The 14615-nt window shown below is 57.9% G+C and carries 16 protein-coding genes; 4 read left to right on the top strand and 12 right to left on the bottom strand.

Features of this window, described 5'->3' with window-relative positions; translation table 11 throughout:
- Positions 1 to 19 precede the first annotated feature (19 nt).
- A complete protein-coding gene (locus RMR21_RS03410) occupies positions 20 to 463 on the top strand; it encodes a MarR family winged helix-turn-helix transcriptional regulator (protein ID WP_498669315.1) in 444 nt (147 codons plus the stop codon).
- Here the strand turns inward: RMR21_RS03410 and RMR21_RS03405 are convergent.
- The 3 genes from RMR21_RS03405 to RMR21_RS03395 all read right to left on the bottom strand — a co-directional run bounded on the left by RMR21_RS03405 (position 460) and on the right by RMR21_RS03395 (position 2095).
- Positions 460 to 1224, bottom strand: a complete 765-nt coding sequence (locus tag RMR21_RS03405; RefSeq protein ID WP_498669314.1) for an RES family NAD+ phosphorylase — start codon at positions 1222 to 1224, stop codon at positions 460 to 462. The two genes, RMR21_RS03410 and RMR21_RS03405, sit on opposite strands and share 4 nt — an antisense overlap.
- Entirely contained in the window at positions 1184 to 1567 is a 384-nt protein-coding gene (locus tag RMR21_RS03400) for an antitoxin Xre-like helix-turn-helix domain-containing protein (protein ID WP_498669313.1), read from the bottom strand. The genes RMR21_RS03405 and RMR21_RS03400 overlap by 41 nt, the downstream gene beginning before the upstream one ends.
- A gap of 105 nt (positions 1568 to 1672) precedes the next feature.
- Complete coding sequence (locus tag RMR21_RS03395; RefSeq protein WP_498669312.1) at positions 1673 to 2095, bottom strand: organic hydroperoxide resistance protein; 423 nt, start codon at positions 2093 to 2095, stop codon at positions 1673 to 1675.
- A 196-nt stretch (positions 2096 to 2291) separates the two neighbouring features.
- Between RMR21_RS03395 and RMR21_RS03390 the strand changes: the two genes are divergently transcribed.
- Complete coding sequence (locus RMR21_RS03390) at positions 2292 to 2738, top strand: MarR family winged helix-turn-helix transcriptional regulator (RefSeq protein WP_498669311.1); 447 nt, start codon at positions 2292 to 2294, stop codon at positions 2736 to 2738.
- A gap of 40 nt (positions 2739 to 2778) precedes the next feature.
- Here the strand turns inward: RMR21_RS03390 and RMR21_RS03385 are convergent, their stop codons facing one another.
- From RMR21_RS03385 to RMR21_RS03355, 7 genes are all read right to left on the bottom strand, one after another.
- Positions 2779 to 3117, bottom strand: coding sequence for an NINE protein (locus RMR21_RS03385; protein WP_498669310.1), 339 nt, complete (start codon positions 3115 to 3117; stop codon positions 2779 to 2781).
- A 144-nt stretch (positions 3118 to 3261) separates the two neighbouring features.
- Positions 3262 to 3999, bottom strand: coding sequence for a L,D-transpeptidase (locus RMR21_RS03380; RefSeq protein WP_498669309.1), 738 nt, complete (start codon positions 3997 to 3999; stop codon positions 3262 to 3264).
- A 193-nt stretch (positions 4000 to 4192) separates the two neighbouring features.
- Positions 4193 to 5083: a L,D-transpeptidase gene (locus RMR21_RS03375; RefSeq protein ID WP_498669308.1), complete on the bottom strand. Its 891-nt coding sequence runs from the start codon at positions 5081 to 5083 to the stop codon at positions 4193 to 4195.
- 88 nt (positions 5084 to 5171) lie between these two features.
- Positions 5172 to 6119, bottom strand: coding sequence for an alpha/beta hydrolase family protein (locus RMR21_RS03370; RefSeq protein ID WP_498669307.1), 948 nt, complete (start codon positions 6117 to 6119; stop codon positions 5172 to 5174).
- A gap of 95 nt (positions 6120 to 6214) precedes the next feature.
- Positions 6215 to 7837: a cisplatin damage response ATP-dependent DNA ligase gene (locus RMR21_RS03365; protein ID WP_498669306.1), complete on the bottom strand. Its 1623-nt coding sequence runs from the start codon at positions 7835 to 7837 to the stop codon at positions 6215 to 6217.
- A 5-nt stretch (positions 7838 to 7842) separates the two neighbouring features.
- Positions 7843 to 8853 (bottom strand): ligase-associated DNA damage response exonuclease, encoded by a 1011-nt coding sequence (locus tag RMR21_RS03360; RefSeq protein WP_498669305.1) that lies wholly within the window; start codon positions 8851 to 8853, stop codon positions 7843 to 7845.
- Positions 8854 to 8938: 85 nt separating this feature from the next.
- Positions 8939 to 10465: an MDR family MFS transporter gene (locus RMR21_RS03355; protein WP_498669304.1), complete on the bottom strand. Its 1527-nt coding sequence runs from the start codon at positions 10463 to 10465 to the stop codon at positions 8939 to 8941.
- Between the two features lie 109 nt (positions 10466 to 10574).
- Between RMR21_RS03355 and RMR21_RS03350 the strand changes: the two genes are divergently transcribed.
- Positions 10575 to 11111 carry a MarR family winged helix-turn-helix transcriptional regulator gene (locus RMR21_RS03350; protein WP_498669303.1) on the top strand — a complete coding sequence of 179 codons (537 nt, stop codon included), beginning with the start codon at positions 10575 to 10577 and terminating at the stop codon, positions 11109 to 11111.
- Between the two features lie 14 nt (positions 11112 to 11125).
- On the opposite strand, the gene RMR21_RS03345 is transcribed toward RMR21_RS03350, so the two are convergent.
- The gene (locus RMR21_RS03345; protein WP_498669302.1) at positions 11126 to 12547 is read right to left on the bottom strand and encodes a sensor domain-containing protein; all 1422 of its coding nucleotides are present in this window, start codon (positions 12545 to 12547) and stop codon (positions 11126 to 11128) included.
- Between the two features lie 385 nt (positions 12548 to 12932).
- Between RMR21_RS03345 and RMR21_RS03340 the strand changes: the two genes are divergently transcribed.
- Positions 12933 to 13592 (top strand): glutathione S-transferase family protein, encoded by a 660-nt coding sequence (locus RMR21_RS03340; RefSeq protein WP_498669300.1) that lies wholly within the window; start codon positions 12933 to 12935, stop codon positions 13590 to 13592.
- Between the two features lie 6 nt (positions 13593 to 13598).
- On the opposite strand, the gene RMR21_RS03335 is transcribed toward RMR21_RS03340, so the two are convergent.
- On the bottom strand, positions 13599 to 14600 hold the full coding sequence (locus tag RMR21_RS03335) for an asparaginase (RefSeq protein ID WP_498669299.1): 1002 nt from the start codon (positions 14598 to 14600) through the stop codon (positions 13599 to 13601).
- Positions 14601 to 14615: the final 15 nt, after the last annotated feature.

The following is a 14615-nucleotide window of genomic DNA, read 5'->3' as shown; positions in this document are numbered from 1 at the left end:
ATATCAACATATATTACTCATGTCAAATATGATGATTCCCTTTTCGACAACACTTCTGGTGCGTGACACCTGCCTTTGTCTGCACGCGCAGCGCGCCGCCCGCGCCCTGGCACGCCGTTTCGACACGGCTTTGAAGCCGGTCGGGCTGACGAATGGGCAATTCTCACTGCTGATGTCGTTGAACCGTCCCGAGCCGCCACCCATGGGGCCGGTAGCCAGCCTGCTGGCCATGGACCGCACAACCCTGACCGCGGCGTTGAAGCCTCTGGAAAAACGCGGCCTGCTCTCTATCGACAGTGACCCTAAAGATAAGCGTGGCAAGCGGTTAAGACTGACAGATCGGGGCCTGGCACTGCTGGCCTCTGCCCTGCCGATCTGGACGCAAACCCATGCGGAGGTCGAAGCGCAGATCAAAAGCGGTGATGCAGAGCGTCTACGGCAGGATTTGGTCAGCCTGGGTTAGGCGCTCAACATTTTTGCGATCCGCGGATCTCCGGAAAAATCCTCCACGGCAAAACCGATACGCCGCATCGGGAATTCGCATAGCGCCTGTATGCCGGTTTTTGCCAAGCGTATCCGCCAGCTGACGCGGTCCGATGGCTGCTTCTTTTTGAATGCCCATGGTGCGAGAAGCGCGATATTCAGCCCTGCCTCCGGGTCGCGCACGGATTGGTAGAGGATCGCATCGACATTGGCCGCCCGCGCCGTGTCGCTCAACGCCTGGCATGGCCCGTAATCCATTGGGTCCGTCCACATAGCCTTGTCGTGCGACAGATGCGGCTTCGTCAAATCGATGGCAGAGGGCGTAGCGATCTCGGCCGAAAAGGCGGTGTATTCGGCCGCGTTTGCGGGCAGTGGCGTGGCAGGCGATTCGGCATAGAACAGCAGGCGGTAGAACGCCATTTCGGCCAGCGCCGTTTCCACTCTGGCCGACGCGTAATAGACGCCCTTGGTCCATCCTGCCCGACGAAAACGTGAACCGTAGGGATAAGCGGCATCGTAGCGAAAGGGTGTCGCCAGCAGGTAATCGAGGCCCGCGCACTCGGGTGGAAAGCGGCGTTTGCTGTCTTCCAGAATATCTTCCAGCAGCGACTGCTCATCCACGGTATCGACGAGCTTCATCGTGGAGACCTGATGCTGCGCCTCCACGAGCCGCCACCAATGGCCTGATATATCGCGCTTTTCAGATTGGAGCGCGTCTGGCGTCCAAATAGGCAAGGACATCGAGCAATCCAGTGATGGTTGTGAGTTTTTCAGCAGGTCTCGCGGCGAGAACCTCATTGTAGTTTCGCAACCACGTGCGCGCCACCATCTCGTCTCCGCCCGCAATCGCGTCGAGTGAACGAAAGACACGGATCAAGAGAACCGCCAGTTCAAACGCTTTGCTGCCGGGTTCCAGGATGAAGTCGAGCCGTTTCATACGCGAAACCGTCGGGGCTGAAACCCCGAGAACATCGGCCACGCGGGCCGCGTTCAGGCCCAGCCGGTCTGCGGCAGAGACCACAGCCTTCGTCACGACCCGACCCTGCTCAGCCGTGTCGACGGATGGTTTGATCTGGATATTCATCCTCATATCCTTTCTTTGGAAAGAATATAGCAAATTTCTTTCTGAAAGCAACAAGGGCTGGCGATGAAGCCAGCCCTTGCCATGTCGCACATCGTGGGGACGAGATTATGCGGCAGAAACAGGCACTTCAGTGGAGGTCCGCATCGCATGCGAGTAAGGGCAAACGATATGCGCCTTCTTGATCAGGTCGTCAGCGACGTCCTTATCGAGACCGGGGATATTGACCTTCAGCGAAACTTCGATGCCAAAGCCTGTGCCATCGTCGCGCGGGCCGATGCCAACGGTAGCGGTGACCTTGGTATCTTCCGGAATCTTGACCTTTTCCTTGCCAGCAACGTTCTTCAACGCGCCGAGGAAGCAGGCAGAGTAGCCGGCGGCAAACAGCTGTTCAGGGTTTGTGCCGGTTGCGCCGTCGCCGCCGAGTTCCTTTGGAACTGTCAGAGTGACGTCGAGAACGCCGTCCTCGGACTTGGCGTTGCCTGCACGGCCGCCCGTTGCGGATGCCTGTGTCGTATAGAGAATAGCCATGTCATTCACTTCCTTCGGTTGATGTTGACGGTCATATAGCTCACAATAAAATTGCGCGCAATATAATTTTGCACATTGAGATATTTTTCGATCTCTGACATAACAATTTGGAAGATTGCGTTGCCTTTTGCATGTGGCAGGAACCGAGTGACGGGATAAATTGTTCCCTCTCCAGCCGCATATTTGGAGCCCACACATGGACGACGGAACGATGGAAAGCCTTCTGAGGCTGGACCTGCAAATATGTTTTGCGCTGTATGGCGCGTCACATGCGTTCAACCGTGCTTATAAACCCCTGCTCGAGCCGCTGGGCCTCACCTATCCGCAATATCTCGTCATGATGGCGCTGTGGGAAAAAGAAACTGCCACCGTCAAAACGCTGGGGGAAATGCTCGGCCTGGATTCCGGTACCCTCTCCCCCCTTCTCAAAAGGCTGGAACAGGCAGGGCTGATTACCCGCAAACGCGGCACGGTGGACGAGCGTCAGGTAATGATCGCGCTGACGGGCGAAGGGGCGGAGTTGAAGAAGAAGGCGACGGATGTCATGCGCTCGATTGGAGAGGCCACGGGGTGTACGCTCGATGAATTGGGGCAGTTGCGTGATCGATTGAACGCGTTGAAAGAGAATTTGGTGAAAGAGTAAAAAAGCAAGAGCGATCGGCAGGCCGCCAATCACCGCGCGTTCAAGCATTCCCTCTCCTGTTGGCAGCACGAACCATCAGAGGAATGAGAAAGAGATCGACCAGTACCCATCCCGCAGCGATCATCCCCATGAAGTAGGTTAAATCGAACAGGTTCAGTACCGCTGGAAGCAGAAAAGCACAGATCCCAAGTAACAGCTGCAACACGGCAGATCGCGTATAACCAAGGTAAAATCGATGGAGTCCCAGAATTCCCCCGCCGCCCATGATCGCCATCACATAGGCGACCCAAATGATCTTGCGGTCGACCACCTTTATGATCGGCTGCACTTGACCGGATCCCGCAGTGACACCACCGGAAATTTTCGGGATATTGACCAATCTCTGAACCCTCAAGCTGCAACAGCGAAAGGGTTACCGTCTAAAGACAGAAAAAATCAATCAAAAATTGAATCTATGACAAAAAAGAGAAAGCCGCAGACATCATGCTGTCTGCGGCTCCGTATTTCACGCCCTGGGATCGGCTTATTGCCAAACCACAACCCGCGCCTTGTTCGGCACGCGGTCGTAAAGGTCGATCACATCCTGGTTCATCAGGCGTACGCAGCCGGATGACACGGCCTTGCCGATGGAGCTCCACTCCGGCGACCCGTGCAGACGGTAGAGCGTGTCTTTCCCGTTCTGGAAGATATAGAGAGCGCGGGCACCAAGCGGATTTTTCAAGCCAGGTGGCATACCGCCGTTCTTGGAGGAGAACTTGGTCAGTTCCGGCTGGCGGGCAACCATTTCATCCGGCGGAGTCCACTTCGGCCACTTCTGACGCCACTGGATGACACCTTCGCCCGACCATGCGAAACCTTCGCGGCCGATGCCGACGCCATAGCGCATGGCGGAACCACCGGGCTCGACGACGTAGAGGAAGCGCGAGCGCGTATCGACGACAACGGTGCCTGCGGGCTCGCCGGTGGGATCAACCACGCGCTGACGGTAATAACGACGGTCGATTTTCTGATAGGGAATGGCGGGGATGACGTAGCCGCCATCTTCCACCGTCCCGTACATCACGGCAAGCTCGGCATCGGAAATGCCACCTGCAAACATCGAGCGGAAATCGCCTGCGATATTGCCTGCAAGGCTGCCCGGCTCCACGCTGCTATAGGGGCGGACGCCGGAAGAGGCGCAGCCCGCCAGAAGCGATGCAGAGGAAAGGCCAAGGAGGGAAAGGAAGGTACGTCTGGAAAGATCTGTGTCGGTGCTCATCATAAGGCCGTTTTTTTCTCACATCGAAGCGACTGGGGCGGATGTTGCGCGGGGCTGCGGAACCATCCTACAATCTCGCTGTACATCGTTTGTTCCACGATTAATCAGGTATGAGCATAGTAGTTAATACATCCCTAAAGACCAGTTTCCCGAAGGCAACATGGCCCATTTAGGAAAGCATTCTTGGCTTGCGTGATCAGATAACCACAATCGGCGCGCCCTGCGGGACGCGGTCGTAGAGATCGATGACGTCCTGATTGAGCATGCGCACACAACCGGATGATGTCGCCTTGCCCACAGACTGCCAGTCCGGCGTGCCATGGACGCGATAAAGCGTGTCCTTGCCGTCCTTGAAAATATAAAGCGCCCGGGCACCGAGCGGATTGTTGAGACCGGGAATCATACCGCCATTGGCCGCCGAGATCGACGCCAACTCCGGTTGTCGCTGCACCATCTCGTCCGGCGGCGTCCAGCGTGGCCATTTGGCCTTCCACTGTATCTTGCCACGACCGGCCCAAGCATAACCATCACGCCCCAGACCGACGCCATAGCGAACCGCCTTGCCGCCGGGCTGAACGAGATAGAGGAAATGCTGTTTGGTATCGACCACGATCGTACCCGGCGCTTCCGCCGTCTGATAGTTCACATCCTGACGCAGAAAGCGAGAATCGACGCGCGAATAGGGAATGGCCGGCAACGTGTGACCTTCGTCGCTGATCTGACTGTAGATGACGCGATGCAGTGGGTTGGACACCGGCAGGCCATAACTGCGTGTCTGGTCGCCGTAAGCGGGCGACAGGCCGGAGCCCGTAGGCCTGGCCGTGGATGGCGGCCCATACAGCTGCTGGAACTGCGAACGGAACAGATCAGGCGGACGGCTGTTGATCGAGCCGGGCGTGGGCGGCAGCGGAGGACGCGGAATGGAGCCGACATTGTTGTAATTGAAGACCGGGGCCGTTTCCTGCACGAACACATCCGGATTCATGCGGCTGGTATCCGTCACAAACAGGCAGCCGCTCAACAGCGGCATCAGCGCGAGCACCGCAAAGGACACAAGGCGACGGCAGGTTTTCAAGGGTACTGTCATGGAACCGCTTCAAGAGGAGGCATCGTTTTAGCGACAATGCCCTGCCCGGCTGGCGCGAAGCTGGAGCCAAATCCAATTATGAAGCGTATCAGGCGAACTGATTGAAGAAACGAATGCTTTCCACCACCGCACCTGGCACGACGCCATTATGGTTTCCGGGCAACAGCATATTGTCGATCTTCATACCCGCAAACCGCGCCCGCTCCATCAGCAGCTTGTGGTCAGCATCGAACGGACGCTCCTCCGTGCCGCGCAGCAACAAGGTCGGGCATTTGAGGCTCGGTCCGAAACACACAGAAGAGCGCATGACGAACTCCTGCTCGTCGCTGCCATCAAAACAGATCTCGTCGGCGTAACGGTTGAAATACCGCCACGAATTGACGCCAGCCGAAATCGGCACGGACGCGCGGAATTTGCGCGTCATCGATGCCAGCAGCGACAGCGTGCCGCCATTGGAATGACCTGCGAGAAACAGGCGATCCTGATCGATCCCCGGCAGGTTTTCGAGGTAGGAGGCCGCAGCCAGTGCATCGGATGTTTCGTCGTAAAAGCCGGAATAATTTCCCTGTTGGCCGTTTTCACCACGGAAAGACGGGAGCAACACCACAAAGCCCGCTTCCCAATAGGGCTTCATCAGCGCCCAGTGCCCGTCGCCTGTGGCGTTGCCACCGTGGAGGAACAGGACCGCAGGCTTCAGCTTGGTGCTCGGCTCATACTGCGAAAGCCACGCCACCAATTCAATGGATCCGTGCGGTCCACCCGGATAGGTCACGCGGGTCGCACCCGGCGGGGTACCCAACGGCGTGGACTTCTCGGGCGCGGCGATCTTCTTCAGCAGATGTGTTTGAAACTGCTGGCGTGCATTGGCATAGTCTTCCGTCGCCAGAGGCAGAACCTCCGGCATGACGAGGTTGGCACGTCCGTGAGACGGTAGCAAAGCTGCAGCAGAAAGCCCCGCCGCCCCAGCCAGTAAAGTGCGCCGGGTCAGGTTTTGTTGGGAGACAGTACCGAAAAAAGACAAATGTTTTTCTGCCATTTGCGAGGACCCGAAATTTCATGAAGCGCAGGTTAATTTCATCACTACAAGATTGAATTGTCCACTCACTGTTTTGAGAAAACCGACGAAACCTGTCAGGACTTCGCGTCGATCATCGCCATCAGCGTCGATAGGCGATCCGCCTCCGATGGCAATTTGTCGGCGCGCAATCTGGCGATGCGAGGAAACCGCATGGCGACGCCGGATTTATGGCGGTTGGAGCGGTTGATGCCTTCAAACGCCACCTCCAGCACGAAACCGAATTGCGGCGTGGCACGCACTGCACGGACGGGGCCGAAGCGCTCAACGGTGTTGTCGCGCACGAACTTGTCCAGCACCTCCAGCTCCGCATCGGTAAAGCCGAAATAGGCCTTGCCCACCGGCACCAGCTGCTCGCCGTCTTCGTTTTCCGACCAGACGCCGAAGGTGAAATCGGAATAATAGCTGGAGCGTTTGCCGTGGCCGCGCTGGGCGTACATCATCACGGCATCGATATTGAAGGGGTCACGCTTCCACTTGAACCACGGACCTTTGGCACGACCCGCCTGATAGATGCTGTCCTTGCGCTTGATCATCACGCCTTCGATGACAGGATCGGGCGGTGCTTTCCGCAAGGTTTCCAGCTCATCCCAGCTGGAAAACGGGACGAGTGGCGACAGATCGAAACGGTCGTGCGGCGCCTCTTCGATCATGCGCGTCAGCTTTTCCCGACGTTTCAGAAAGACTTCGCCACGAATGTCGTCCTCGCCTTCGAACAAAAGGTCGTAGGCGCGGATAAAGGCCGGGTATTCCTCCAGCATCTTGCCGGTCACCGTCTTGCGGTTCAGGCGTTGCTGGAGATCGGAAAAGGTGCGGGTGGCGATGTTGGAGCGGGCGGTGCCACCGATCAACAGCTCGCCATCGACGACGCCTTCGAAATTGATGCGTTCGAGAATATCGGGAAAAGCGCCGGAGATATCGTCGCCGGATCGCGAATAGAGCTTCCGGGTCTCGCCGGATCGGGACAGCTGTACGCGGATGCCGTCCCATTTCCATTCCGCCACGAAATCCTGCGGATCGAGATTTTTCAGGTCATTATCGCCCACCGGGGTGGAGAGCATGACAGAGTGGAAAATCGCGGGTGTGGCGAGGACCGGACGCTCGGATTTGCCTTCCAGCCATGCGAACAACGGCTCATAGGGTGGCTCCAGACCATGCCACAGCGTTTCGATTTCGGTGATGTCACGCCCACCGAAATCCGCCAGTGCCTGCCGCGCAAGCCGTGCCGACACGCCGATGCGCAGACCACCAGTGACGAGCTTGAGGAAGGCGAAGCGAGATGAGGTTTCAAGTCTGTCGAGGAGATCGCGCACCGCAGAGCGCACCTCCGTTCGCCCCAGCGAATTCATGAGATTGACGATTTCGCCAAGGCCCGGATCTTCTACGTCAGGCGGATTATCAGTCTGGCTTGTATCCCAGACAAGCGAGATGGTCTCGGCCAGGTCGCCGACATAGTCATAGGAATAGCGAAACAGAATATCGTCCATTCGCTCTAGCGCCAGTTCGCGCAGCATGGCGGGCTTGACGCTTTTCAGGTCCAGCGTGCCTGCAATCGCCGCCAGACCATAGCCCCTGTCAGGGTCGGGCGTATCTCGGAAATAATCGCTCAGCAGTTTGAGCTTGCCGTTGCGCGAAGGCGTGAGGACGAGGCGGTCGAGGAGAGTTGCGAAGGCTTTCACAGAAATCAGTCCCCCTCGTCTTCGTAGCCCACCAGATGCAGTGGCCGGGCCGGAATGCCCTGCAATTCGCACCAGCGCACCAGTGCTTCTTCGCGGCCATGCGTCACCCAGACCTCAGATGGTGCCACTTCCTTGATGGTCTCCAGCAGTTCGGGCCAATCGCAATGATCGGAGATAACCAGCGGCAGTTCGACACCGCCCTGCTTGGCGCGCTGGCGCACCATCATCCAACCCGATGCGAAGGAAATCAGCGGTTCGTTGAAACGGCGGGCCCATTTCTCCTGAAAGGCCGAGGGCGGGCCGACGACGATGGCGCCTTTGAATTGCTCGGGATTGCTTTTTTCCAACGTTGCAGGGCGCAGGTCTCCGAGGTCGATGCCCTGCGAGATGTAATAATCGCACAGCTTGGCGAGAGCGCCGTGGATATAGACCGGCTCTCGGTAGCCATTGTCGCGCAGCAGCCGCAGCACCCGCTGCGCCTTGCCCAGCGAATAGGCGCCGACGAGATGGGTGCGCTCGGGAAATTGCCTGATCGAGGTCAGAAGTTTCGCGATTTCGTGGGCAGGTTTCGGGTGGTGGAATACGGGCAGACCGAACGTCGCCTCTGTAATGAAGACATCGCACGGCACAGGCTCGAAAGGCGCGCAGGTGGGATCGATACCACGCTTGTAATCACCCGATGCCACGATCCTGATGCCGCCATGTTCGATGGAAATCTGCGCCGAACCCAGCACGTGGCCTGCCGGGTGGAAGCCGACGGTGACGCCATTGATCTCCACTGTTTCACCGAACCCAACAGCCTGCTCGCTTCCGGTGAAATCCTCCCCATAGCGAATGCGCATGATATCGAGGGTTTGGCGGGTCGCCAGAACCTTCTCGTGGCCCGCACGGGCATGGTCGGAATGGCCGTGGGTGATCAGCGCCCGTGGCACTGGCCTGACGGGGTCGACGTAAAAATCGCCAACGGGGCAATAAAGCCCTTTTGGCGTGGGGCTCAGCAATTTCTCTGGCTTCATGTGCACTATCGGCTGCGTCGTGGACTGGAAGAACGCGTGGAACCCGCAACCCGTTCCTCAAACCGCACCAATTTCAGCCACCGCCTTACTCCACAGCAGTGGCTGGCTTTTCGACGGCTGCTGCCGGAAGCTTGACGTTTTTCAACGCCAGAGCGGCAACGAGACCGATGGCGGCCGTGGCGGCCGCGGCATAAAACAGCGGCGTGAAGGCACCCGCATAAAGGTTGGCGACTGCGCTCTGGGAAGCGGCGGGAAGCTCGGACAGCATTTTCGGCGTCAGTTCCTGTATCTTGCCGACACCGGGGATGTCGACCGAGACACCCTTCAAATAGGAAGACACGATTGCGCCGTAAATCGAAATGGCGATGGCCGCGCCACCCATGCGGGTCAGCGACACCGCACCGCTCGCCGCACCGATATCGGCCTTCGGCGCGGAGTTCTGTACGGCGATGATGGGTGCCTGCTGGCCGAGGCCAACGCCGAGACCCTGCCCGAACATGATGATGGCGATGATGAACAAGGGCGTGCCCGCATGGACCTGGGAAAAGGCCAACATCGCAATCACGGCGATGCTGAGACTGACGACAGAAAATATCTTGTAGCTGCCCGTCGCCGAGATCAGACGACCCGCCGTCAAAGACCCCATGACAATCCCGCTTGTTACGGCAATGAAGAACAGTCCGGCTGACGATGGTGACAGGCCGGTCGTCGTTTGCAGAAACAGAGCGTAATAATTGACCATGCCGATGCCCAGACCACCGCTGACCAGCGAGATAACCATGAACAGAGGGAATGTGCTGTCCTTGAACAACCGCAAAGGCACGATGGGCTCCGGGGCGCGACGCTCCACCTGTACCCATAAATATGCGGTAATAGCCGCGAATAGAACGATGCAAAGGCTTTGCCAGGCGAAGATGGAGCCAAAAAGCTGCGAACTATCTGCCCACAAGACAACACTGGAAATCGTCATCGCGAGAAGCACGGCGCCGAGATAATCGATCTTCGGCGACCGTTCCGGGCGACGATAGGGCAACATGAAGGCGAGACCAGCCAGAACAACGATGCCGATGGGCAGGTTGATTAGGAAGATCGAGCGCCAGCCGAACAGATCGCTCATCGTGCCGCCGAGGATCGGCCCGACGCTGCCCGACGCCATGATGACGAGGCTGGAATAGCTTTGGTAACGCGCCCTCTCCCGCGCCTCGAACAGATCCGCATTCACGGAAAAAATCGAGACCATGATGCCGCCGCCACCGAGACCTTGCAGCACACGGGCGGCGATCAGCGAATCCATCGACCAGGCCAGACCACAGGCCAGCGACCCCATCGTGAAGATGACGATGGCGGCCATCATGACGTATTTACGCCCGAACAGATCGCCCAGCTTGCCGTAGACCGGCATCACGGCGCTCGTGGCCAGCAGATAGGCGGACCCGATCCAGCCGAAGCGTTCCAGCGCACCGAACTCACCGACGATGGTCGGCAGCGCGGTGGAGACGATCTGGTTATCGAGCGTTGCCATGAACATGGCAAACATCAGAAAGAAAAAGACGACGAGCCTGCGACGGCGATCCGGGACAAGGGAGGTCACAGGCTTAACAGACATATCCATGGGAAATCTCGCATTGGGTCGCTGATTTATGTGACTTTCGCACATATATGTCAATGACACATTTCAGTGGGTCTGCTACAAGACGTCGAAATTTCGGGGAATTGGGTTCATGAGCGAACGGGTATCATTTTCGACGCCGGACGGGAAAACTGCCAGCGACGAGGTTCTGAGCATCAGCCTGACGATGACGCGGATGCGGCTGATGATCGGGCGGCGCGTGATTGGCCGCATGGCCATTGCCAAGCTGGCGCCGGGATTGGAGCTGTCACATATCGATGTGCTGGATATTGTCCACCGAGCGGAAAATGCTGCAACCGTCGGCGCAATTGCGGACGCCATGCGCCTAGACCCCTCGCGCGGCAGCCGTGTGGTGGCGGAAATGGTGGGCCGTGGCCTGTTGAAACGCGAGGCGTCGCAAGAGGACGGGCGACGCAGCGTTATCGATATCACGCCGCTGGGTCAGAGCATTTTGGAGGAAATGCGCAGCGCCAAGATCAGCATCATCGGCGAGGTCGTGGGTGACTGGCCCGAGCAGGACGTCGCAGATTTCGCCCGTCTGTTCGACCGTTTCATCGGACGCTTCGAAAAGCGTCTATTGTCTGAGGCCCATGCGCCACTTGCGGTCAAGGCCTGCAAAGACGGCTAAAGCATCACCGCCTGTCAGATACCGCTGCCCCAATACTGCTCCGAAACCCCACTGATATCGCGGCTTTTCTTCTTGGCCTCGTACATGGCCGCATCAGCCTTGGCCAGAAGCGCTTCCGGCGTGTCGCCATCGTTGGGGTAAAACGCCGTTCCGGATGAACAGGTGATGCTGATCGAGCCGTTTTCGAGCATCATCGGCTCGGATGCGCGCTCCATGATCGTTTCGAGGCGGCGCATGATGCCCAGCGCGTCATGTCTGGGATTGCTGAAGATGATGGCGAACTCATCACCGCCCAACCGAACTGCGATGTCGGACGCCCTGATACTGGACATGATGCGCTCCGCCAGACAGCGCAGTACCTCGTCACCCACGGCGTGTCCATGCAGATCGTTGATCTGCTTGAAGTGGTTCAGGTCGATGTAACTGATGGCGACAAGGCGCTCTTCGCGTTTTGCCTCATGAATTGCACGGCGGAACTGGGTCCAGAACAGGTTGCGGTTGGACAGCCCCGTCAGTGGATCGTGATGCGCCATGAAATGCACACGCTCTTCGGCGCGGCGGCGGTCAATCGCGATACCGGCGATGTTGGTCGCCATGTCGATGATCTCACGCTCCAGCGAAGATGGCATTCTGACCGTGCCGGAATACAGCGCGAAGGTGCCCAAGAGCACGTCGTTGTTGCCCATGATTGGCGTCGACCAACAGGAGCGCAGATTGTGACGCATGACGATTTCGACAAAATTGCCCCAAAGCGGATCCTGAAATGTATCGCTGACATAGACCGCCTCGCGCCGCCATGCAGCCGTCCCGCAGGAGCCGACATTGGGGCCAATCGAAATGCCGTCGATCAGCGAGGTATAGCTGTCGGGCAAAGACGGTGCCGCACCGTGCCACAACCTGCCTTCCTTCTCATCCAGAAGCAGGATGGAGCCGCTCACATTTTCCAGAAGTCCCTCGACAGTGTTGATGACGGCTTCGAGAATAACGGGAAGCGGCTGGCCGTGGACGATCATCTCCAGAAGGGCGGCGTGGCTTCGGCGTAGCGTTTCCTGGCGTTTCGTATCCGTGATATCCCTGGAAATACCCGCCAGCCCGACGATCTTGCCATCCTCGTCACGGATGGGAACGCGTGTTCCGGAATACCACCGGACCTGGCCGTCCTTGGTCGTCAGACGCTCTTCGAAATCATACATTGCTTCGCCGGTTGAAAGAATGCGGCGATCGATGGCGTCGATCTTGCGGGCGACATCGGGCGCAAACACGTCGAACACGGTCGGTCGGGTTTTCGCAAGACTCGTGAGGTCAGACCCCAGCCACGTCAGACCGGCCGCATTCATGTAGGTGTAAACACCCTCGGCATCCTTCAGAAATACAACTTCTGATATATTATTGATAAGATAGGACAACCTTTCATCGGTCGGACCGACTGTCAGCAAATCCCTTGTCCATGATTGCACGTTGAATGCAAGAGAACCATTATCGTCCCGCATCGTCGAAAGACCTCTACCTATCTATTAATACGCGTCTGCCGTCGCCCTTACAACCAGAAACCACATTTCATTTATACAAGTCAGCCAATCGACCATGTCGTAAAACTACTTATGTGCAATTAAAATAAGATATAATAGTCTCTACATCATGCATTTATATTCGCTACTTTTTATATCAGCACAATATAAGCGTTACTGTCGATACAATAATTTCATACAATTTAAAAGTGTTAAAAACAACTCCAGAATCCTGATACGGACGCACGGATTTTGCTTTCGTTTTACCAACAGCAGCAATAGGTTGCCGTGACGCAATCGATGGGGATTTGGAATGCTGACGATTTATGGAGTTTACCGCTCTCGCGCCACGCGCACCCTGTGGCTGGCTGGAGAACTGGGACTAGAGTTTACGCATGTGCCTGTCATCCAGGCCAGACGCCTGCCCGACCCACTGGCTGCCGATGCACCGATCAACACGTTGACGCCGTCCTACCTTGCCATCAACCCGATGGGCACCATTCCCTGCATCGATGACGATGGCATCGTGCTTTACGAATCCATGGCAATCAACCTTTATCTGGCGCGCAAGCACGGCACATCGCTTGCCCCTGCGGATCTGGTCGAAGACGCCCAGATGATGCAGTGGTCTTTCTTTGCAGCGACCGAGATCGAGTCCCATGCGCTGAAGATCTCATCGACCGTTGCAGAAGGACTGGCGGGGACCGAAACCGGTCAGGCCGTGATCGAGGTCGCAGCCCGCATGCTGCGCCGCCCGTTCAAGGTCCTCGACCAACATCTGTCCGGCAACGACTATCTGGTTGGAAACCGTTTCAGCGTTGCCGATATCAATGTTGCCGAGGTGGTGCGGTATGCTCAGGCGCATGCTCCCTTGTTCGACGCAAACCCATCGATAAAGGCATGGCTGGAGCGCTGCCAGTCCCGCCCGGCGTTCAAGGCCATGTGGGACGCCCGTACCAACGAAGCCGCCTGAGCCGTTTTAGAGCCGGGTGGTCACCCTGATGTCCCCGACATGGATGCCGTTCCAGTTTTTCATGGAGCGGTTTGCCATGCCCAGAAGCGTCTGTTGTTCCGGGCTCTCGTCTTCGAAGTATCGCGCCAGAAGAGCCGCGATCATGGCTTCCGCCGCACGCGTTGTGCCGTCTTCGCACTTGACGGCCATGGCAATGCCCTGCCCTGGCAAGGCCGCAACGAACACGCCCTCCACGCCGGTCTTGGCGAAAATCTGGCCGGGAGCAATCTCCATCAGTCTCGTGCAGGTGCGGCCGGTTCCTGCAACGTAAAAGGGCTCGGCCATACAGGCGTCGATCAGGCGGCGCGAGGCTTTCGCCCGCTCCGTCTCCAGGCCCTGCCCTGTCGCCATCTTGGCAAAGCCGTGCGCCAGACCTTTCAACGGAATGGCGTAGTTCGGAATGGAGCAGCCGTCCGTGCCGCAATTGTCGTGGCCGAGGGCCGTACCCGTCAGGCTTTCCATCGTGGCGCGTATCTCGGCCTGGAGGGGATGGTCGTAACCGACATAGCCTGCTGTTTCCATGCCTGTGTGAACGCAGGTGCAGACGAAGCCGGAATGCTTGCCGGAGCAATTGTTGTGCAGGGCCGTCGGCTTTTCCAGCGTGCGGGCCTGATGGATAATGGTTTTCTGATCCGAAGACCAGTGCGCGCCGCATTCCAGCGTCTCCATGTCCTTACCGGCTTTTGCCAGCATGCTGGCCGCCAACTGCGCGTGGGCATCCTCGCCCGAATGGGAGGCGCAAGCGAATGCCAGTTCGCGGTTGCCAAAACCATAGGCATCCGCCGCCCCGCTCTCCACCAGTGGCAAAGCCTGCATGGCCTTGCAGGCAGACCGGGGAAACACACCGCCTTCGATATCACCTGCGGAAAACAGAATGCCGCCGTCACCATCTACGACCACGGCCATGCCGCGATGGCGGCTTTCGACGAGATTGCCTCTGGTGACTTCGACGGTAACGGGGTTGTGCATGGCTTTGGCCTCAAA

The organism is Agrobacterium sp. rho-8.1 (genome assembly GCF_033957725.1).
Lineage (GTDB): Bacteria > Pseudomonadota > Alphaproteobacteria > Rhizobiales > Rhizobiaceae > Agrobacterium.
This window is presented reverse-complemented; position numbering and strand designations above follow the sequence as displayed.

What these genes read in the sequence shown, in the direction of transcription:
- RMR21_RS03410 (WP_498669315.1), top strand. Translation starts at nt 20, where the DNA reads ATGTCAAATATGATGATTCCCTTTTCGACAACACTTCTGGTGCGTGAC.
- RMR21_RS03405 (WP_498669314.1), bottom strand. Translation starts at nt 1,224, where the DNA reads ATGTCCTTGCCTATTTGGACGCCAGACGCGCTCCAATCTGAAAAGCGC.
- RMR21_RS03400 (WP_498669313.1), bottom strand. Translation starts at nt 1,567, where the DNA reads ATGAATATCCAGATCAAACCATCCGTCGACACGGCTGAGCAGGGTCGG.
- RMR21_RS03395 (WP_498669312.1), bottom strand. Translation starts at nt 2,095, where the DNA reads ATGGCTATTCTCTATACGACACAGGCATCCGCAACGGGCGGCCGTGCA.
- RMR21_RS03390 (WP_498669311.1), top strand. Translation starts at nt 2,292, where the DNA reads ATGGACGACGGAACGATGGAAAGCCTTCTGAGGCTGGACCTGCAAATA.
- RMR21_RS03380 (WP_498669309.1), bottom strand. Translation starts at nt 3,999, where the DNA reads ATGATGAGCACCGACACAGATCTTTCCAGACGTACCTTCCTTTCCCTC.
- RMR21_RS03375 (WP_498669308.1), bottom strand. Translation starts at nt 5,083, where the DNA reads ATGACAGTACCCTTGAAAACCTGCCGTCGCCTTGTGTCCTTTGCGGTG.
- RMR21_RS03370 (WP_498669307.1), bottom strand. Translation starts at nt 6,119, where the DNA reads ATGGCAGAAAAACATTTGTCTTTTTTCGGTACTGTCTCCCAACAAAAC.
- RMR21_RS03360 (WP_498669305.1), bottom strand. Translation starts at nt 8,853, where the DNA reads ATGAAGCCAGAGAAATTGCTGAGCCCCACGCCAAAAGGGCTTTATTGC.
- RMR21_RS03355 (WP_498669304.1), bottom strand. Translation starts at nt 10,465, where the DNA reads ATGGATATGTCTGTTAAGCCTGTGACCTCCCTTGTCCCGGATCGCCGT.
- RMR21_RS03350 (WP_498669303.1), top strand. Translation starts at nt 10,575, where the DNA reads ATGAGCGAACGGGTATCATTTTCGACGCCGGACGGGAAAACTGCCAGC.
- RMR21_RS03340 (WP_498669300.1), top strand. Translation starts at nt 12,933, where the DNA reads ATGCTGACGATTTATGGAGTTTACCGCTCTCGCGCCACGCGCACCCTG.
- RMR21_RS03335 (WP_498669299.1), bottom strand. Translation starts at nt 14,600, where the DNA reads ATGCACAACCCCGTTACCGTCGAAGTCACCAGAGGCAATCTCGTCGAA.